Source organism: Tengunoibacter tsumagoiensis, from assembly GCF_003967535.1.
Taxonomy (GTDB): Bacteria; Chloroflexota; Ktedonobacteria; order Ktedonobacterales; family Ktedonobacteraceae; genus Tengunoibacter; species Tengunoibacter tsumagoiensis.
The window spans coordinates 2680569-2700403 of the sequence record NZ_BIFR01000001.1; the positions used below are offsets into that span (position 1 = coordinate 2680569).

The 19835-nt window shown below is 48.5% G+C and carries 12 protein-coding genes and 2 CRISPR repeat arrays; of the genes, 6 read left to right on the forward strand and 6 right to left on the reverse strand.

Going from position 1 to position 19835, the window contains the following annotated elements; genetic code table 11:
• Positions 1-92: 92 nt before the first annotated feature.
• The gene (locus EL628_RS10520) at positions 93-1208 is read right to left on the reverse strand and encodes an ArsR/SmtB family transcription factor (RefSeq protein ID WP_126579903.1); all 1116 of its coding nucleotides are present in this window, start codon (positions 1206-1208) and stop codon (positions 93-95) included.
• A 144-nt stretch (positions 1209-1352) separates the two neighbouring features.
• On the opposite strand from EL628_RS10520, the gene EL628_RS10525 reads away from it, so the two are divergent.
• Positions 1353-3134, forward strand: a complete 1782-nt coding sequence (locus EL628_RS10525; protein ID WP_126579904.1) for an ABC transporter ATP-binding protein — start codon at positions 1353-1355, stop codon at positions 3132-3134.
• A gap of 4 nt (positions 3135-3138) precedes the next feature.
• Positions 3139-4932: an ABC transporter ATP-binding protein gene (locus tag EL628_RS10530; RefSeq protein WP_161975403.1), complete on the forward strand. Its 1794-nt coding sequence runs from the start codon at positions 3139-3141 to the stop codon at positions 4930-4932.
• Positions 4933-5274: 342 nt separating this feature from the next.
• On the opposite strand, the gene EL628_RS10535 is transcribed toward EL628_RS10530, so the two are convergent.
• Entirely contained in the window at positions 5275-6486 is a 1212-nt protein-coding gene (locus tag EL628_RS10535; RefSeq protein ID WP_126579906.1) for a glycoside hydrolase family 130 protein, read from the reverse strand.
• A 425-nt stretch (positions 6487-6911) separates the two neighbouring features.
• Here EL628_RS10535 and EL628_RS10540 point away from each other — a divergent pair, with 425 nt between their 5' ends.
• From EL628_RS10540 to EL628_RS10550, 3 genes are all read left to right on the forward strand, one after another.
• Positions 6912-7229: an antibiotic biosynthesis monooxygenase family protein gene (locus EL628_RS10540; RefSeq protein WP_126579907.1), complete on the forward strand. Its 318-nt coding sequence runs from the start codon at positions 6912-6914 to the stop codon at positions 7227-7229.
• A 9-nt stretch (positions 7230-7238) separates the two neighbouring features.
• A complete protein-coding gene (locus EL628_RS10545; protein ID WP_126579908.1) occupies positions 7239-8018 on the forward strand; it encodes an alpha/beta fold hydrolase in 780 nt (259 codons plus the stop codon).
• A 245-nt stretch (positions 8019-8263) separates the two neighbouring features.
• A complete protein-coding gene (locus EL628_RS10550; RefSeq protein WP_126579909.1) occupies positions 8264-9787 on the forward strand; it encodes a glycoside hydrolase family 43 protein in 1524 nt (507 codons plus the stop codon).
• Between the two features lie 19 nt (positions 9788-9806).
• Here the strand turns inward: EL628_RS10550 and EL628_RS10555 are convergent, their stop codons facing one another.
• The 4 genes from EL628_RS10555 to EL628_RS10575 form a co-directional block, all read right to left on the reverse strand.
• A complete protein-coding gene (locus EL628_RS10555; protein ID WP_126579910.1) occupies positions 9807-10907 on the reverse strand; it encodes a DUF3626 domain-containing protein in 1101 nt (366 codons plus the stop codon).
• Positions 10908-11874: 967 nt separating this feature from the next.
• Positions 11875-13094: direct repeats of the CRISPR family, unit length 37 nt; unit sequence GTTGCAGAGGAATCGATCCGAAAGAGGATACTGTAAT.
• A 347-nt stretch (positions 13095-13441) separates the two neighbouring features.
• Entirely contained in the window at positions 13442-14431 is a 990-nt protein-coding gene (cas6, locus tag EL628_RS10565) for a CRISPR system precrRNA processing endoribonuclease RAMP protein Cas6 (RefSeq protein ID WP_161975404.1), read from the reverse strand.
• A 173-nt stretch (positions 14432-14604) separates the two neighbouring features.
• Entirely contained in the window at positions 14605-14961 is a 357-nt protein-coding gene (locus EL628_RS10570) for a hypothetical protein (protein ID WP_126579913.1), read from the reverse strand.
• 345 nt (positions 14962-15306) lie between these two features.
• Positions 15307-16229: a CRISPR direct-repeat array (repeat unit 37 nt; unit sequence GTTGCAGAGGAATCGATCCGAAAGAGGATACTGTAAT).
• A gap of 305 nt (positions 16230-16534) precedes the next feature.
• A complete protein-coding gene (locus tag EL628_RS10575; protein ID WP_126579914.1) occupies positions 16535-17350 on the reverse strand; it encodes a class I SAM-dependent methyltransferase in 816 nt (271 codons plus the stop codon).
• A gap of 542 nt (positions 17351-17892) precedes the next feature.
• Between EL628_RS10575 and EL628_RS10580 the strand changes: the two genes are divergently transcribed.
• Positions 17893-19275, forward strand: a complete 1383-nt coding sequence (locus EL628_RS10580; protein WP_126579915.1) for a hypothetical protein — start codon at positions 17893-17895, stop codon at positions 19273-19275.
• Positions 19276-19835 lie beyond the last annotated feature (560 nt).

Genomic DNA, 19835 nt, shown 5'->3' on the forward strand with positions numbered 1-19835 from the left:
CAGCCAGTTAACAACCTGTTGTCATATGTGAATATCATGTATTGAAAAAATGGTGAGAGCTTTTTCCATTCCTCTTCGTCCGATTATGAGGATTATTTGATAAGATCTTCTAAACCGTGAATGAGATCGCTACAGGTTTTAGCATTGATATGATAAAGAACATAATAACTTACGCGCTCCGGAGTGATTATATCTGCATCCTGTAATTGTTTGAGATGCTTCGAGATACCTGCTTCCGTCATACCAATGAGCCCGGCCAGTTCGCGCGTTGAACGTGGCTGTGTTTTTAGCAGTTGGAGAATTTGCATACGTGTGTTGTCACTGGCCGCCTTGAGAAGTTTTAAAAGCTTCTCTGGCGTTACTGGCAATTTTCCCTGTTCCTGCAACTCCTGCACAGAATAAACCAGATTGAGTCCATATTCATCCTGTGCTACCAACAGACGTGGCCAGATAAAATAGGATGGTGTCAAGATCAGACGTGTGGCAGTGAATTCTTTTCTCCCCCAGGGGTACTGCATCATAATCGTATCATTCTGCTGATGAACTTGAAGTTCGGGTGATAGTGTATTCAGCGTAGAGCACAGGCCATGGGAAAAAATATGTCTGCCGCGTTGCTCAATATCATGAGCAAAAATAACTTCGAGCTGCTCCCACTGGGTAGCCATACAATGAAGCCAGTAGTCTGTCAGGAAGCGTATAAAGTGCTCTTGACTGGCTTGAGGATCATGTAAAAGTTCATCAACGACGGTCTGTGCCTCCGGATAGACCTGCTGGATGTAACGACGAATCTCTTGCTGAAGCAAAGAGCTTGTCTGGACGCTTTCATAATCATATGTAACCACCTGCTCCTGTCCAGATGCGTTTTCCCAGGGAGCGATATGAGCAAGCATCTGATTAGCATAGTTCAGTGCTGGCATATTTTTGAGCAAGGCAATCTCCTCTTCAAAATTCTGGATCTTCTTGCTGAGAGACCAGATCTCCTGAAACAGCACCTTCATGCGAGGCCCATAGAGCATACCGAAAGCCTCAATCTCTGCTTTGAGATGTGTGCTTATGTGTTCACGTCTGGAGAGCACCCATGAGATATGTAATGGATGATATTTTGCATTCGTCAAGACATGAAGGCTGCGAAACAGCTCCTCCATGGGAGAATAACTGAATGCAATCTCCTCTACTGAAATATTCTGTAAGTGAATCAGAAATGTCAATGCTTTTCTCCTGCAACTGATTAGCTTCTTAGTTGAAAAATTGAAATTCTCCTCTCTCTATTTTACCATAGAATTATAGTTTTTTTGTATTGGAGTCGTTTTGAATGTTTAATAGTTTTGAAGGAATGGAGATTTTTTAACGTAATGATACGCAAAAAAGAGGAAAGTGGCCTGGAAAAGCTGCAAAGTTATGGGACGGTGCAATTACTGAGATATATGCTTTTGCCTTACTGGGGATTATTGCTATCTCTGCTGGTATTGTTACTCAGTGGTATGGCTCTGGATCTTGCCAATCCTTTTGTCCTGGGCCTGTTTATTGATACCGCTAAAAGCGGAGGTTCACTTCAATTTCTCTGGGTTCTGGCAGGTGCATTCTTTGGTGTTGTTATACTTCGTCAAGCAGTGTTGGTATGTGAGACTGGCATTGCCAGTAGTTTGCAAATGAGCACCACCAATACACTGCGTACCAGCGTCTTGCGCCATTGTCTGAGGCTGGATTTTTCTTTTTACCAGACACATCTGCCTGGTGAATTGATCGAGCGCATTGATGGTGATATCTCAACAATGGGCAATTTCCTTTCCCGTTTTATCATTTCTATTGTGGGCAATTGTCTGCTTGTCCTGGGCATGCTGATCAGCCTGATCTTAATCGATTGGCGTCTGGGATGTTTTCTGGTTGTGTTCTCTGTTTCCGCTCTCTTCCTGCTCAAGCATTTACAGCAAAGAATGGGTCCAGTCTGGGAGATGCAGCGTCAGGCCAGTGCAGATCTTTATGGCTTTCTCGAAGAGCGTTTCTCTGGTACAGAAGATATCCGCGCCTCAAATGCCGTCGCCTATATGTTGCGTGGCCATATTGAGCAGACACGAAAGATGTGGCGTGTTGCTAGTCAGGCAGGCTTCCTGTCAACCTCTCTTTTCCAGGCCATGCACTGGATTTTTACGTTGGGAACCATTATTGCTCTCGCTCTGGGGATCTGGCTTTTTCAAAGCGGCGCAATCACGATCGGAACCATCTATATCATTGTGCGTTATTCGACGATGTTGCAGGGCCCTTTAATGGGATTTACCTTTCAGGCACAGGATTTTCAGCAGGCCAATGCAAGCCTGCGGCGTGTGCGTCAAATGTTAGGGACAGCAGGTTCGATTGTTGATGGGCCTCGCCAGGCCCTGCCAGAAGGAACGCTTTCACTGGCTTTTGAGCAGGTAAACTTCTCTTATGGATTGGATATGCCAGTGCTCAAAGATCTGTCTTTTCAGGTGAAACCAGGGACTATTCTCGGCATTGTGGGCCGTACTGGAAGTGGAAAGACGACCATAACACGCCTGCTCGAGCGTTTTTATGATCCCGATAGTGGGGCTGTATTGATTGGAGGGGTTAATCTGCGCGATGTTTCTGTTCAGGCAGTTCGCTCACGTATTGCGATGATTACTCAAGAGGTGACGCTATTTCATGCTACATTGCGCGAAAATCTGACAGTCTTTGATACAACTATCTCCGATGAGCGTATTCATCAGGCAATAGCGTTGCTTGGATTGGAGCAGTGGTTAGAGACACTCCCGCAGGGTCTTGACACCGCAATTGAGCCGGGAAACATGGGGCTCTCAGCAGGTGAATCTCAATTACTCACGTTTGCGCGCGTCTTTCTGAAAGATCCAGACATTATTGTGTTGGATGAAGCCTCTTCTCGCCTTGATCCGACTACTGAACGACGGATCGAGCAGGCACTCGATCACCTGTTAGTAGGACGTACGGTTGTTATCATCGCCCATCGTTTAAGCACGCTTGAGCGTGCCGATAGCATTCTCGTACTGGAGGATGGGGTCTGTCAAGAATATGGCCTCAGAGAGGAATTGATTGTGACACCGAACTCACGCTTTGCACAACTTCTAAAAACAGGATTAGATGAACCAGTGGAGGCTTTGTAATAGTATGTCGCAGACAACTATCTATGACACCCCTGAAAAGATTGAACTGAAGCGAGCCCCGCTCTGGTATTCCTGGCGTGTGGCCTGCTATATTCCCTGGCTGGGTATTCTGATTCTGTTCACGATGAGTCTGGTTGAGCTTTCAACGCTTGTGCCTGGACTGGTTATGAAGCAGATCCTGGATAGTGCCACTGGATCGACGAAGGTAGGGCAGTTAGAACCATGGTTATTTGTTGCTCTCTGGTTAGGGATAGAGGTCGTTATTACACTCGTTCTATTAGTGGGCAATTATTTCATGGTGATGGCGAATCAGGTATTACCTGGTTTAGTGCGACAGAATCTTTTTGCCACTATCCTGCAACGTCCTGTTCTACAGACGCTTTCAAGTGGTGATATACTGAGCCGTTTTCGCGATGATATACCATCCGTTGCCGTCTGTTTGTTGGATCTCTCTGGCGGCCTCAGTCAGATCACGATTATCTTGATTGGTCTGATTATTATGTATACTATTGCTCCTTCCGTTACTTTGTATGTCGTCATTCCATTAGCTCTTGTTTCTATTGCATTAAAATATGTTCAAAAGTGGATTGAGCGCTTTCATGCGGCGAATCAGGCTGCGACCAGTGCCGTGACAGGATTTCTGGGAGATGTTTTCGCTGGTATTCTTTCAGTGAAGGTTGCTCAGACAGAAGAGGCTATTGTCAAGAAATTTCAGCATCTGGGGTATGCACGTCAGCGTGCCAATGTTCAGGATCAGCTTATGGGCCAACTGGTCAGTGCATTTTCTGCGAATGTCACGAATCTTGCTATCGGACTGATGCTTGTGTTAGTTGTCCAGATGATGCGTACGGGAAGTTTTAGCGTGGGTGATTTTGCTTTGTTCGTCTCATATCTGACCAGTCTGACCGTCCTCGCTGATCAGATTGGTGGACGCATGACACGCTATCAGCGCATGATTGCCTCATTGAAACGTGTTCTGCATGTGATGCAAGATACAAGAACAGAGGAGCTTGTCGAGCACCGACCTTTCCCAATGCATGGAGAACTGCCGGCCCTGCCTCTAGCGCAGCTGCAAAGCCCGGAAACATTAGAAAAACTGGAAGTACAAGGCTTAACATACAGGTATTCTGGCACGCAAAGAGGAATTGAAGCTATCGATCTGACCTTAAAGAGGGGAACGCTGACGGTTGTTACCGGACGTATCGGTTCGGGGAAGACGACACTGCTTCGCTCTTTGCTTGGCTTATTGCCGAAGAGTGCGGGAACCCTATCCTGGAATGGCAGGCAGATTGATTCGCCTGAAACGTGGTTTTTACCTCCCCATGCTGCCTATACGCCGCAAGTACCACGGTTATTTAGCCTCTCTGTAAAAGAAAACATTTTATTGGGATTACCTGAGGGGCCTGAGATCGAAGATGCGATCGTGGATGCTGTCTTCAAACGAGATGTGGCTGACCTGGAGCAAGGACTGGACACCCTGGTAGGTCCGCGTGGACTCAAGTTATCTGGAGGTCAGGCACATCGTGTAGCAGCGGCTCGCATGTATGTGCGCCAACCGGAACTGCTGGTTATTGATGATCTCTCGAGTGCACTGGATATAGAAACAGAAGTACAGATCTGGGAACGCCTGCGACAGAAGCCACACGTCACCTGTCTCGCAGTCTCACATCGGCGTGCAGCGCTTCAACGTGCGGATTGGATAGTCGTTCTTAATGATGGAAGAGTAGAAGCTCAGGGGACCCTGGCTGAAGTGCTTCAAACATCTGCAGAGATGCAATCGATATGGGAGCGTGCATGAAGCTCAGGCCTGGCTCCTGGTTCTCAGGAGATGGCTGCACGAGCACGCTGATTCAAAAAGGGCCAGAGCCAATCTTGCCACTGCCTGATGTGTGAGAGTACTGTTGCCGGGCTCCCACCACATCACAAGAGTAGTTCGCATGGGTTCACATTATCAAACCATAACGGCTTACAGCAGGTTTTACTCTGTCAGTGCTGTCTGTCGTGAAGCTGTTCGAGCCCGCTGGCAGATCGAACTCTTTCATCGGTACAAGCTTTGTCCTGAAACAGGAAACAAAAAAGCAGGTGGAATATCACTGCAAGTGATAGATCCCCTGCTTTCAGCTTGATTGCTGGATAGCTATTAGATGCGTGCGGTTTTGAGCACTGCGTCCTTCGTGCCTGCCAGCAATTCCAGGTTGCGCTGGATCAGTCCTGCTCGCTGCTGTACAGATGCTGCCGAGCGTAGCGCATCGGGAGGCGTATTGAAGACATAGTCCAGCATCTTCTCTACCGTCGTTACCGCCACGTGGATACGCGTATCAGACGAGCCATAGTAGATCAGGATCGTACCATCGGGTCGCACCACCGCTCCGTTGCAGAAGACAACGTTAGAGACATCTCCAACGCGTTCCTCACCCTCTGGAGCAATGAAATAGCCACCGGGGGCAGCGATGACCTTGTGCGGATCTTTGAGGTCGGTCAAAAATGCATAGAGCACATAGCGCAAACCTGCTGCGGTATTGCGTACTCCATGCCCAATATGCAACCAGCCCTGAGCGGTCTTGATCGGTGGAGGCCCATCGCCATTTTTTACTTCTTTAATGGTATGGTACACTTTTGCATCGACAATGACTTCTTCGTCGATAACGGCACCATCTATACGGTCAGCCAGGCCAAAGCCGATCCCGCCGCCACCGCCGGTCTCAATGAAACCATCTTGCGGGCGTGTATAGAAAGCATATTTTCCTTTGACAAACTCGGGATGGAGCACGACGTTACGCTGTTGGGGTGAACGCAGCGTCTTCAGGTCAGGCAGACGTTCCCATGTCTTGAGATCACGTGTACGTGCAATCCCACCCTGTGCGGTTGCACTGGATGTATCGCCAGCGGGAGCGTTGGGATCTTTCCGTTCAGTGCAGAAGACGCCATAGATCCAGCCATCTTCGTGTTGCGTGAGGCGCATATCATACACGTTGGTATCGGGGTCATCCGTCTCTGGTAACAGCACCGGGTAGTCCCAGAAATGAAAATTATCGATTCCGTTCGCACTCTCTGCAACGGCAAAGAACGATTTGCGGTCATATCCTTCGACGCGAGCGACCAGATGAACCCGACCATTGAGCAAAATAGCTCCAGTATTGAAGGCCCCATTGATTCCCAAACGTTCGATCAGATATGGGTTGGTCTGTGGGTTGAGATCGTAACGCCAGAAGAGGGGGGTATGCGCCGCTGTGAGCGCCGGGTAGCGGTACCGGTCGAAGAGGCCATTGGACCAGTTGGGATCGATCTGGTTAGGCCGCTCCAGCAGGGTTTTGTGCGCCGTAACGAGCTGGCGCAGGCGTTGCTCGAACATCTCTGTTTCTCTTTTCTATCCACGCGCAAAACCGCGTTTCTTATGTGATATTGCCAACAGCTTAGCATGATCACCCAACTCGGTCAAGATAGCAGGCAACCGTAGACAGACTGGATTATCAGGGCTTTCCAGTTCTGGTTTGGTTCTCTAGCGGCCAATGAGGTTCTTGCATCGGGAAGGAGCGTGGTGAAGAGGAACCTGTTCTGTTTTCGTTGCTTCATTGCTCTCATTCCCGCTTTTCTTGTATCCTATACATAGGAATGGTAAGGAATATTATCTTTCCATACAGCCATGAATATCAGGTTTTAACAGGTCTGGTCCCTTTGCTTCCCGTAGCATAAGGGAGAGTTGAGTGGGTGAGGCATTGCATTACTCATTCCAGAGAAAAATGTGGTGAGAGTACTGGACAAGAAAGGTTTTCTAGCATGTATACGAAACTATCCTTTGTAGAATTTCTGCCGGGCAATGAACAGGAGGCGCTCGATTATATTCGTGAGAAGATGTTTCCCAGTGCAAGTGTACAGGCGGGTTTTAAAGATGCTTTTATCTTTCAGAGTGCCGCAGAACCACAAAAGTATACTCTTATGAGTCTGTGGGAGAGCCTGGAGAAGATGCAGTCAAGCAAGCCCCCTGATCATCTGTCTGCTGAGCAACAACACTTTGAGACCTTGATTGCTACTTTTTCCCAGAGTACCCACGAACTGCTTTTTCAATTCTCGGAAAGACTAGAGCCAGAGGAATAGGTACATTTTATGAAAAACGTTCGCTCACAAGACGGAACAGTGATCGCATTTGACCAATCTGGCGAAGGTCCAGCCATCATCCTGGTGCTGGGCGCATTTAACGACCACTTCACTGGCTCAGCGCTGGCGGAGAGACTTTCCAAGCATTTCACCGTCTTCAATGTTGATCGCCGAGCACGCGGCGAAAGTTCCGATACTGCTCCCTACGCCATCGAGCGCGAAATCGAGGATATCGCCGCTCTCATCGACGAGGCAGGGGGATCAGCCTCTGTCTTTGGCTATTCCTCTGGCGCTGTCCTCTCGCTGATGGCGGCTGAGCAGGGCTTACCCATCACAAAGTTGGCGCTCTACGAACCCCCGTTTCTGCTTGAGCAGGGTCTGGCTGAGCGGTCGCGGACGGCTGCAACCCGGCTCAGCGAACTGCTCTCGCAAGGATTGCGAGGCGAGGCGGTCGAACTCTACCAGACGGACTTGGTGGGGATTCCAGCTGAAATCGTGGCCCAGCTCCGCAACGCGCCCTTCAGACCCTCCCTCGAAGCCATCGCGCAATCGCTGGTCTATGACGCCATCATCCTGGGCAAAATGGATCTCCTGGCCTCTCGCCTGAGCTCCATCGCGGTCCCAACTCTGCTGATCAGTGGGGAAGCAAGCCCGGCTATGCTCAGCGACGCGGCCCAGGCTATCACAGATGCTCTCCCCCACGCGCAGCATCGTCGCCTGCCGGGGCAAACCCACGACCTCGTGGCTGAGATTCTTGCTCCTGTGCTGGAAACGTTCTTGCTTAACTAACTTGAAAGAGAGGACCTCAGGAGGTGACTGCCTGGCGTCTCTCCTCTTTCTGCAGCCGACTGCCGCCCCATTGCTCTGCCTGGGGAAAGGCTCTGTCTGTTCTCTTTTTGGAAGAAGACATTTTCGTAGGAACGTCCAGACTGGATCATCGCGCTGATTGACACTGCCATAGATTGCTTGTTATACTCGCCAGAAATACATTCTTTCTTTTCTCTTCTCTTTTCATTTTTATTGGGAGTCTCTCCATGCACTATAATAATCCAATTATCCCCGGCTTCCATCCTGATCCCAGCATTTGTCGGGTTGGCGATGATTATTTTCTGGTGAACAGTTCCTTTGAGTATTTCCCTGGCGTGCCTCTCTTCCACAGTCGCGATCTGATCCACTGGGAGCAGATTGGTCATTGTCTGACACGCACAAGCCAGCTTGATTTGCGCAAGGCCTGGAAATGTAATGGCATCTTCGCACCGACGATTCGTTACCATCAGGGTACTTTTTATATGATCACTACAAATGTGAGTAGCCAGGGAAATTTCTTTGTGACAACGCAAGATCCGTACGGCGAGTGGTCCGACCCGATCTGGTTCCAGCATCGCGGCATCGATCCATCGCTCTATTTTGATGACGACGGCACTGTTTACATGACGGGATCGCATAACGAGGCCGGATTTGGAGCTACAGGTATCCTCCAATGCCAGCTTGATATCACCACAGGCCAGTGCCTGACGGAGCCGCGCATCATCTGGCAGGGGACTGGTGGCAAAGGCCCCGAAGGGCCTCATCTCTTTAAAAAAGATGGTCTCTATTATCTCCTGATCGCTGAAGGTGGGACTGAGTATGGCCATATGGTCACGATTGCGCGCAGTACCAGCCCCTGGGGTCCGTTCGAATCTTGCCCGCATAATCCTATTTTGAGCCATCGCAGTCTGGACGATGCCATCCAGATCACCGGTCATGGCGACTTCGTTGAAGATCAGCAAGGCAACTGGTGGATGGTCTGTCTGGCCGTCCGACCCAATGGCTACCCACCCTGTCATCACCTGGGACGTGAGACCTTCCTCACCCCCATCACCTGGACAAACGATGGCTGGCCGATCATCACAGGTGGTCGCCTCAAATTAGTTACGGAGGCCCCTTGCCTACCTTCCCAGCTCGTTCCCATTTTTCCAGCCCGCGATGACTTCGATCAGCCCCAGTTGCGACCTTACTGGAATTTCCTGCGTAACCCGGACATGACACGTTACTCGCTAAGTGAGCGTCCAGGCTGGTTGCAACTTCGGGGCTCCTCGTCCTCTATAGCAGGGAAGGGAGCAGTAACCTGGCTGGGACGTCGTCAAGAACACTTTATCTGTCGCATCACAACCTTGCTCGATTTTGAGCCACAGATTGATGGTGAAGAAGCCGGGCTGATTGTGCGGATGGACGCGCAGCATCATTACGAGATCGCAGTCACACGCCTGGAAGGAGAACAACGCATCATCGCCCGCCGCACGATTGGCACACTTTCAGCAATTGTCGCCAATGTCGCCTTCCCGGCTGGACCAATACAACTGGGCATCGACGCGACACACGATCTCTATACGCTAACCTTCACAGCAGTTGATCAGGTAGAACAAATCCTTGCCAGAGGCGAGACGCGCTATCTTTCAACGGAAGTCGCAGGCGGTTTCACTGGCGTTTATTTCGCTATCTATGCCAGCGGCAACGGCCAGGAATGCCAGACACCAGCCTATTTCGATTGGTTCGATTACCAACCAGGGTTAGAGTAAGTTTCACCGACATCACCTGTCACCTTCTTTTTTGTTTTCCATAAACGACAAGAATATGCCACAAATACTTAAGATGTTGGAGCGTCTCTTCGGGCGTTCCCCAGTCATTCCAGCGTTCTGGAGTGGTCACCACTGAAGCGGCTGCTGACCCGATGGTTGCCGCGTTGAGATACGCATGATCACCGGCATACTCTTTCTGGATGCGCCTGGCGAGAGGGGGCATTTCTGGCCCACGGAAGTCATCGGGCACCTCTTCGAAGGGAAGCTCACAACCTTCATGCCATTCCAGATGCAAACCATATTTTTTGGCGGTTGCTTCCAGGAGTTTTCCAGTCATCGTGTGCTGAAAAGAAGGATCGGCAACAAGTGCATCGACGTCCTCGGCCAGACGAAGGTCGCCATGGATCTGTGCCTCAATATAGTCATCAAGTGCTCGTCCTTGCGAGCGCGGAAAGAGTGCTGTTGTGGTATTGCCAGCAGAAAGTATGGTGTTGAGAAATGTGCTCACATCGACATTTTTTCTCCCCAGCGCATTGCCATGTTTGTGTATTTCCTCCAGCAGGCCCGCGAGAACTGGCTCAAAGGCATGGATGACACCTCGGTCCTGTGGATTGAAGAAGCTATCACCAAAGACATAGGTTGCACGCTGCAAAATCAGTTTTTTTAAGCGGAAATGACAGGAGCCAAACCGGGGGCAGGCACCATCACTGTAGTTCAGCAGATTCAGTCCCCCATACTTGGGACGTTCTGTTATTGTGACTCCCGACAGCTGGTAGGCTCCCCCAAGCATCGTTTCTTCCCAAAGATCGCGATCGCCACCCGCAAATGCCGTGAGTCCGCCATTGGAGATATTGGTTTCAAACTGGCTACGGTAAAGACCATCTTCATACAGTCCGGTGATCACAGAACGACCATCTGCCAACAAACGGTCTGGATGAAAATTGATAGTCAGGTCCGCTCTCTGTTCGATAGCTTTGAGAAGATCATCAATGGTGCATGCACTCTTTGATGAAGAGAGGACGCTCTGAATCCGTTCTCTTGCGTTCCTTTGTGTATGTTCTGCTTGTTGATACACCGCATCAAGCGCCCTTTGTTGTGCGCTGGTGAGCTGAAAAGCCATTGTTTTTACATCTTCTTCCGTTTTTTTTGTGTTACTTTTTTGAAATTCAAGTTCATAGACCTGGACGAGACTCTGTCCCTCATCGGCGAGTTGGCTAGTAATGGCCACGAGCGCTGGTGAGTGTCCATCCAGGGCTCAAAGCATGCATAATGGTGTCCTTGCGTCACAGTATAGACAGCCAGTATTTCGCCCTGCTTATTGAAGGCATGGATCTCATATTCATGAAGGATAAAGATCTGAATCTTTGAGATATTCCTCAAAACTAATATCATACTATGTTCAGGATTATCTCTACCAATTTGGATCGTCTCTTCATCTTCAGCCGTAGCTTGAAACTCAGGTGTCCATTCAACAAGCACCTGTAAATGATGACCAGCATGAGCCGCAAACATCTTTTAGATCACAAGATTCAGGCAAGTACCTTCCCAATTTTTTTTCACTGAAAACGCTAAAGTACTTAACCGTCTCATTGTGATAAAAGGCTGAGATCCTATTCATACTCTTACTTTACAATCCAAGCATTAAAATGAGAATAATAGGAAATATGAAAAAAATCCTTTGTGGAATATACTACATGAATATCAGATTTTCACCAGAAAGAATTAACTGTTTTTGATGGCATGCAGTGCAGTATAGAGTCGATGGTGTTATTGACAATCCCCCTGTTGAACGCCCTGAATTACTGACCCTCCGAAAACCTCTCTAGAGCTGGTTAGAAAAGGGGCTAATGGTATCCTGATTAGCATAAATCAACGCTGCATAAAATATGAATAAGAGTAGAAGCTAAGAGAACAGATCTGAAAATCCCCCCTTGTTTTGCTACAAAAAGAGGTTTTCGGATGGATGGGTTTATGGTATACTTATGAAGGACGAAGTGCAGAAAAACGTCGCACTGAGAGGCCAAAAAAAGGGCCTGTCAGACCAAAAAGGTCAAAAATGTCCACCCCACCTCTGCCAAACGCCCGCGGTTGCAGAGGAATCGATCCGGGTGAGGATACTGTAATATGCATTGCTTGTAGATGCATATGGCTCTAATGAACAAGTTGCAGAGGAATCGATCCGGGTGAGGATACTGTAATCATGGGGAACACAGATAGCGGGTGGAAACCAATAGTGGTTGCAGAGGAATCGATCCGAAAGAGGATACTGTAATTTTGTCGATCATCAACACCATACGGTTTATAAACCTAGTTGCAGAGGAATCGATCCGAAAGAGGATACTGTAATACGAACCCGGACAAGCGGAAATAGCACGTCTTGTAGGGTGTTGCAGAGGAATCGATCCGAAAGAGGATACTGTAATAATAGTTGGCACTGGATTGAGGCATAATCATGCTTCCTGTTGCAGAGGAATCGATCCGAAAGAGGATACTGTAATACGCGAATCTTCCACCTCAACGGGAGCAGGGAACAGGTTGCAGAGGAATCGATCCGAAAGAGGATACTGTAATTTGTCGTAAATGGCGTTCAGGCGAGCCTTGCGGTGTTGCAGAGGAATCGATCCGAAAGAGGATACTGTAATTACCGTATGAATCAATGATGGAGCATTCATGATGAGTTGCAGAGGAATCGATCCGAATGAGGAAACTGTAATAATGGCATCATTGATCTGCTGCATATGCTGGAGCAGTTGCAGAGGAATCGATCCGAATGAGGAAACTGTAATCAGCGATGCGTCAACATCCTGCGGTCTGATGAGAAGAGTTGCAGAGGAATCGATCCGAATGAGGAAACTGTAATAATATGTGCAGAATACGTACATAAAGCCAGTAGAGAAGTTGCAGAGGGGTCGATCCGAAAGAGGATACTGTAATTCCGTCTTTGAACCAGGACCGAAAGCTGTGCGGCGGTGTTGCAGAGGGGTCGATCCGAAAGAGGATACTGTAATGCTTCGTCCGGGTGTAACACCACGCATTCGCCGGCCAGAGTTGCAGAGGAATCGATCCGAAAGAGGATACTGTAATACTGACCGCTGAGATGGTTCTTTTGCGCGATTACGAGTGTTGCAGAGGAATCGATCCGAAAGAGGATGCTGTAATGTGCCACTCGCAAACAGAAGCGATAACTCATCTCCAGGTTGCAAAGGAATCGATCCGAAAGAGGATACTGTAATATAAGCCATTCTGCGAAATCATACGCATTTCCACTTCGTTGCAGAGGAATCGATCCGAGCGAGGATACTATAAGACGTGATCAGATGAGTGATATGCCAACGTGGCATCTAGTTCTAGGTGATTCGATCCGAGTGAGGATGCTATAAGTTTGAAATGAGTATTTGGGTTCATCAACGTGCAGGAAGCGTTTTAGGATAGTTGATCCAATTGAGTATATCGTAAACGTAGGTTCGGCAGAGTCGATGTTCGAGATTGGTAGTTTCATGGGTGGGGTTTCGACCCGGGCGAGGTTATGATAATCAACGATGTGAAAAAGCACGGTATGGTCGTCGTGCGGAAAAAGATGGATCATATGGTTACTTGCTATAAAGCAACCATATAATCCTGCTGCCCAGAGATACATGGCATCGCAGGCAAAAATTATGAAATGATGCGATACCAGCCGTTACCTTTAACTACATTCTTGCCAACATGAATAAGTTCCCCAACCACCAGCAGCCCCAGTAGCCCGGTGAGCATGCCTGTAAAGGTAGCCTGCCCCACCAGGCCACCAATAGGCGTACTGCGTTTCTGACGATTCGAGTAACTTGTTAACTCCTCCCACTGAGTACTATCATCGCTACAGAGAACGCCATCGGCCTGTTGCAGTAACGCTATCTTCTCCTCGCGACCCAGGAAGATCTCGCTATTGCCATAGTGCTGCTCAAGCGCAAGATATCGCTCAAGCAGACGTTGGAAGAGAGGGCGAAACTCGGCTTTTTTGACAAGACGTTCGCGATCTATCAGGCGCAGAGGCGTAACAAATTGTAGGGTGATCTGCTGCTGGTCGAGCTTCTCGGCCCGCGCCAGACATTCGGCAACCTGAACACTGATGATCTGACTATTCACACGCGTTTTGCCAGCTTGATAGATCGTCTGGCGCTCAGCTGTGAAGGGGTGAGTGACCTCAATCTGCTCGACGCGAAACCTGCCGCGTCGTCCCTGGTATTCGCCCAGGCGGTGTCCTAATCCATTCGCCTCCAACTGTGGCACAGACAGGATAATATAAGGAAGAAGCTGGACAATGTTGCCGAAAAGCGTCATGCCAAACGAGAACTGTTCCTCGGCCTGATAACGCCTGGGCCCCTCAATGGGTGGAATGATGATATAGGGGCGTGGGATATCCTGACCCTGAGTACTATCTTCGCGCAAAGGGGCAACGATGGCGCTGACGGGACAGACCTCATGCAACGGACAGGCGGCGCAGGTGGGAGCGCTCTGGTTGGTACAGAAGCGCTGCCAGATGGCATGAAAAAAGTTGCCACGCAGCGCCGCACCGCTGTGCTGGTCAAGCTCCATTGTCTCGCTCGCCTGAACAGTGAACCAGAGGTGGGTCGTGGTGAGGGTTGCGGATCGAAGAAGTGTTTGCATCCTGTTTCCTCCTGGTACTCTTATAGACAAAAAGGCAGCGCCATCTGGGTGCCCCTCATTTAAGTATAGCCCAAAAAAAGATACAATCTGGCAAATCATGCAATTGCTCGATTGCCTCTACGCTGGCCATTTATGGCCTGAAAGCGTACGGGTCAGATGTATCGCGCCCGCTCTCACCGCTCTACGGTCTCCATTTCACCGGTTCGTTGATACCAGCTATAGCTACGCGACGAGCGGATCAACTGATATGGTAACACAATATGCCGTAGGACGCGGTCTTTGTGCAGGACAATTCTGGTACTGGCATCATAAATGTTGGCCTTAGCAAAGGTCAGACTCGGACCACAATCATCGAGCATCTGGAGCGTGCCAGTGGTTTCAAAGTCCTGCAGGGCGGTGGCAGTGAGCTGGATAAAGTGTCCAGCGGGAAGCTCGCGACTGCTCTGGGGCTGACCCATGATCTGTAGAAAGCCTCCACGCTTGCCGAGATAGTTTATCTGCAGCAAGAGCGTGGGCAGAAGCGTCTGCAACGGGCTCTCGTCCGGGACCTGGCAGGCCAGCCGAAACGCTCCTTATGTGTGCCCAAAAACGACCCTCTCCGAAAACCTATACTCGCCGCAATAAAATCAGGGCCAAACCTGTTCTGATTAACAAAAATGCGTTCTTCAAAAGAATAGATAAAGTGTATGAGTAGATAGAACTGACCCGAAAATCCTCCCTGTTTTTGGCGCAAAAAGAGGTTTTCGAATGGATGAGTCTATGGTATACTTATGGAGGATAAGATAGAGAAAAACGTCGCGTTGAGAGGCCAAAAAAAGGGCCTGTCAGACCAAGAAGGTCAAAAATGTCCACCCCACCTCTGCCAAACGCCTGCGGTTGCAGAGGAATCGATCTGTAAGAGGATACTGTAAAATTATCAGCATGGCACGCGGCTTTGATGTCACCTATGTTGTAGAGGAATCGATCCGTAAGAGGATACTGTAATCGTCAAACAAGTGCAGGTGGTGCACCTGCTAACACAAGTTGCAGAGGAATCGATCCGTAAGAGGATACTGTAATGTTGCGCACGCAAGCGCACGCAGCAGTAACGGGAAACGTTGCAGAGGAATCGATCCGAAAGAGGATACTGTAATCAGAAAACAGTAAAGTTATTGTCTAAAGCCTGGGCAATGTTGCAGAGGAATCGATCCGAAAGAGGATACTGTAATATCTCGGCGCACAATTCTGGCGTAATCAACGGAGGGCGTTGCAGAGGAATCGATCCGAAAGAGGATACTGTAATCGTTCGGGGCTGGTAGGAGGTTCGATGTGTCCATTCCAGTTGCAGAGGAATCGATCCGTAAGAGGATACTGTAATTGGCATAATGACATACAGGGCATCAATCCATTGCTCGTTGCAGAGGAATCGATCCGAAAGAGGATACTGTAATCACATATGTATAGCCGGTCACACGTCGTCACGTCATTGGTTGCAGAGGAATCGATCCGAAAGAGGATACTGTAATTATGGCGACGTAAAACCCATAGTAACCTGCACCTCTGTTGCAGAGGAATCGATCCGAAAGAGGATACTGTAATTATTCCTGTTCGTCAATGATGAGATGATCGGGCTCGTTGCAGAGGAATCGATCCGAAAGAGGATACTGTAATCATCTATCGTCTGCTTAAAAGAGACGCCGACTACTTGGTTGCAGAGGAATCGATCCGAAAGAGGATCCTGTAATGTTTCGGGGCGCGTGATAAAACGATCTGTACCACCGCGTTGCAGAGGAATCGATCCGAAAGAGGATACTGTAAGAATGGATGAGTTGAGGCATAGACCACACCCCCACAGTTGCAGAGAAATCGTGTCATTGACCCGGTTTAGTAGAAGCAGAGAATTGAAAGTCTACGACTGTAAAACCTCATGCAAAGGGCTGAGGTAGGCTAACGTCGAATGCCGACGAACTCGGTTATAAAAACACGGAAGGTATTCAAAAATCATGGAACGTGCATGATCGTGGGCGAGGAAGACGTAGCGAGAGGTTCACTCACCTTTGAGTGTGACCCAAAACCGCTACATCACCGCATTGTCGTAGCAATTGCCTCTGTGGCTCATGCTCATTAAGAGGTGATTTCTGTTCGCCTGAGCACAAAGATTTTGCGTTGTCGAAGGACGCGAATGCCCTTTTCGGTTGTGTTGTAGCGCACATACAGATCCAATGCGTCCTGGTCTTGCACGGGATCATACGGTTTGTGCGGCAGTGACTGCGGCAATAACCACGGGCTGAGCATTGCCGCTACCTGGGTGAGAAACGAAGCCAGGTGTTCTCGGTCGCGAAAAAACTCCTCATAAAAATACTCTTTGCAACTGACTGGGAATATCCCCAGGTTTGCATATTCATGCAAAAGGACCTCCTGATCAGTGCCCGCGAAAGGAGTGAGGTACCGTCGCCCAAGGATCTCACCAAGGGGATATCCATCGAGATTGCTCACCACCTCCTGCACAAAGATGGTCGTCTTGCGCAACGTACGCAAAAGGTTTTCGCTGAATTTGGGGCCACGGCGACTCAAGACCAGATCGAAGGTCGCATCTGGCAGTGATTTTGTGGCTTCAGGATCATTGGAAGCTGCCAATAGATAGATGGCATTGGTGACACTCAGCCGCTCTGCTCGCAGGCGTGTGGCACCTAGCAATTCCTCATTGCTATCAAGACCCCAGATCTGCTTTACCTTCGGTGCGAGGTCACACAGGGTCTGTCCGGCTCCACTGCCAATCTCAAGAACGGTACTCTCCGCAGTAGCATAGTGATTCAGCAACCGATCCACTTCAGTAGCAGGATTCTCGCCGTAATGTTCAATGATCGAGGGGCACGCATGAGAGTGATAACTTGCGAAGACCCCATAGCGCCTGGCTAGTTCGATATCGAAATCAAACATTTCCCAGTTTCCTCCATTTAAAGTTCTTTTCTCCAGAAAAGGCGCAAAAAAAACTATTTTTTCAGGTTTTTGTACTGACTAATCACACAGACTCGCCTGCCATGCATAGAAATGGCAGGGAAAGTGAATGAGATTGTAATGTTTTGCACCTCTCAGTGACAGGTGCTAGAAATGGAGAAGCATGGAAAATAGACCAACCTTTCATTTGCTGGCATAAATATATCAGATAACACCTTTCACGCTCAAGTCGCCCAAGAAATCAGACGATTTGTAGTTGTCTCTCACATGGATACCTGGAGAGCTTTTAGCGTGCTGTGAACGGAGCTGATATCATCTTTCTTCTCGGACAATTGTAGCTTTTTTTGCTTACCATTGTATTTTTAATGTATCTGACCTTTTCTCCTGCATGATATACATCTTGCTCAGGCATAGAGTAACTATTGACAAAACAGTTTGAAATAAGTACTCTTTGAAAGAAGATTGATTCTTCATTCTAATTTTCTAATTATCACCATTCCCTCACACGAAAAGAAGATGCATTTATGTTCTCTCTAGAACAGCGCCTGCGGCAGGTTCCGTGGGCAACCCTTCGACATGCATATGGTTCGGCAGAAGATACGCCCCAACATCTTCTGGATCTACTCTCAGATGAAGACGAAATACGCAATGGTGCTCTTGATCGGTTATGGGCTTCCATCTGCCATCAAGGTAGTGTATACGAGGCCTCCTGTGCAGCTGTGCCCTTTCTTATTGAGATCCTTCAGCAAGTTTCTGGCACGGTTAAAGCCAGCATTCTTGCCTTGCTTGCGGGAGTAGCACACACAGAATGGTATGCGAAACGCTCACAACGCGGCCTTACGATGAATCAAGATGGAGCATCATCATATCATGAGTGGTGGTCTTTCGAGTCGTTTTTGCAAAAAGATGGAAATATCTACCACCAACCAGAGTGGTTAGTAAAAGCTCATAAACTGGTTGGTGAGGGTATGCCAGTGTATCTCACACTTCTCCATACACTGGATAAAGAAATCGTGTCGTCAATACTGGATCTGCTCGCGGGTTATCGTGAGTTCCAGACCGAACTGGTACCAGAACTGATAGCATTGTACACACGAGTAAACGATTATCCTCTTCAATGTTCTATATTAGAATGTCTCAGCGCACTGCTGGACGTTGATGCGCCGGAATGGTCACTGTATCATCGTTATATAGTCGATCAAGATGCCCCTCCACGCTTGCGTTTTACCGCGGCTGAGTCTCTAGCGTGGTATCAGCCACAGTCTATCTCTTCTGTTACTGTTGCTCTACTGACAGATATCCTGCTCACCTGTTCCTTACAACCTGGCCAGCAAGGGTTTGAGGGCACTTATTGGAGCGATCTGACACTTGGCACTTTTATTCACGCATTACGGGCTCTCTGCCGTCTTGAACCCTCTCTAGCAACACAGGCATTGAGCCGTGTGCTGAGTACGGCTGCGTCAGGCTGGATTATTCTGGATGCGATACGCGTGGCGGAAGCTTTACTTGATGTGGCTTTTTTTGGTGGATGGATAGAAAATCGTGACTGGATGTATCAGACCAACCTTCTTGATGATTCAGAATGGTCATCATCAGATCTCGATGAGGCATTCTTTAGATATGATTTCGGTCAGTTTTCTTATCCTTCCTCTGGTTCTGGTTCGTTGTCTGAACCTCTGATCAACGTTATTGGGTATGACGAACAGGAGGCAAATAGGCTTAGTCAGCTTTACAAACATATCAATCATCAGATACTTAGTGATCCTCAACGCCTGGCATTGGAAACGATTATACATTGTGATGCGCTCTGGCAGACATCACATAATTTACTAGCCATCTATGGGCTACCAATAGAAAAAGAGCAAGCTCAGGCTCTTCTTGATAAAGTGAGTTTCCTCACACCATAGAGTTTTCCTGCCCGGGAGGGAGAAGGAGTGCAGCTATAATATCGTCATCGGCACTGATTATGACGAACGAAATATCATCATTCGAGATATCGTTGTCACCGATAGAGAAACCTACATGAAAAAGCTGAAAACGGCCCGTGTGGGCGATACTATTGGCTGCACATTAAGTGATATAGCACGCAATGAGGTCAGACGCGGTTCAGTTCTCACCATGCATAGATTCATCATGCCCCACACATCGAGAAAGCGATGAATGCTTCATTATTTTGCGAGCGAGTATCATTGTTGAAGTAGAAGGCGAACGTTTCCTCATTGGCCCACGTGAGTTTTGTTGCTTTCCTGCTGGACTGTTTCATCAGGTAGTTGAAGTCTACCCACCGGCAGAAACCTTGATGCTTCGAGCCCCGTCCGTCGATGACAAGATCTACCAATCAGAAGGAGATTAATCGCTTTGTCTCTGAGAATAAGCAGGGTTGAGGAGTGTTTTTTGTCTTCCAAATAGTTTCGCCATATGCTGAGGAATTTATGATTCCACTTTTTGAGCCAATCTCAGATATCTA

What these genes read in the sequence shown, in the direction of transcription:
- EL628_RS10545 (WP_126579908.1), top strand. Translation starts at nt 7,239, where the DNA reads ATGAAAAACGTTCGCTCACAAGACGGAACAGTGATCGCATTTGACCAA.
- EL628_RS10555 (WP_126579910.1), bottom strand. Translation starts at nt 10,907, where the DNA reads ATGGCTTTTCAGCTCACCAGCGCACAACAAAGGGCGCTTGATGCGGTG.
- cas6 (WP_161975404.1), bottom strand. Translation starts at nt 14,431, where the DNA reads ATGCAAACACTTCTTCGATCCGCAACCCTCACCACGACCCACCTCTGG.
- EL628_RS10535 (WP_126579906.1), bottom strand. Translation starts at nt 6,486, where the DNA reads ATGTTCGAGCAACGCCTGCGCCAGCTCGTTACGGCGCACAAAACCCTG.
- EL628_RS10530 (WP_161975403.1), top strand. Translation starts at nt 3,139, where the DNA reads ATGTCGCAGACAACTATCTATGACACCCCTGAAAAGATTGAACTGAAG.
- EL628_RS10525 (WP_126579904.1), top strand. Translation starts at nt 1,353, where the DNA reads ATGATACGCAAAAAAGAGGAAAGTGGCCTGGAAAAGCTGCAAAGTTAT.
- EL628_RS10550 (WP_126579909.1), top strand. Translation starts at nt 8,264, where the DNA reads ATGCACTATAATAATCCAATTATCCCCGGCTTCCATCCTGATCCCAGC.
- EL628_RS10540 (WP_126579907.1), top strand. Translation starts at nt 6,912, where the DNA reads ATGTATACGAAACTATCCTTTGTAGAATTTCTGCCGGGCAATGAACAG.
- EL628_RS10575 (WP_126579914.1), bottom strand. Translation starts at nt 17,350, where the DNA reads ATGTTTGATTTCGATATCGAACTAGCCAGGCGCTATGGGGTCTTCGCA.
- EL628_RS10580 (WP_126579915.1), top strand. Translation starts at nt 17,893, where the DNA reads ATGTTCTCTCTAGAACAGCGCCTGCGGCAGGTTCCGTGGGCAACCCTT.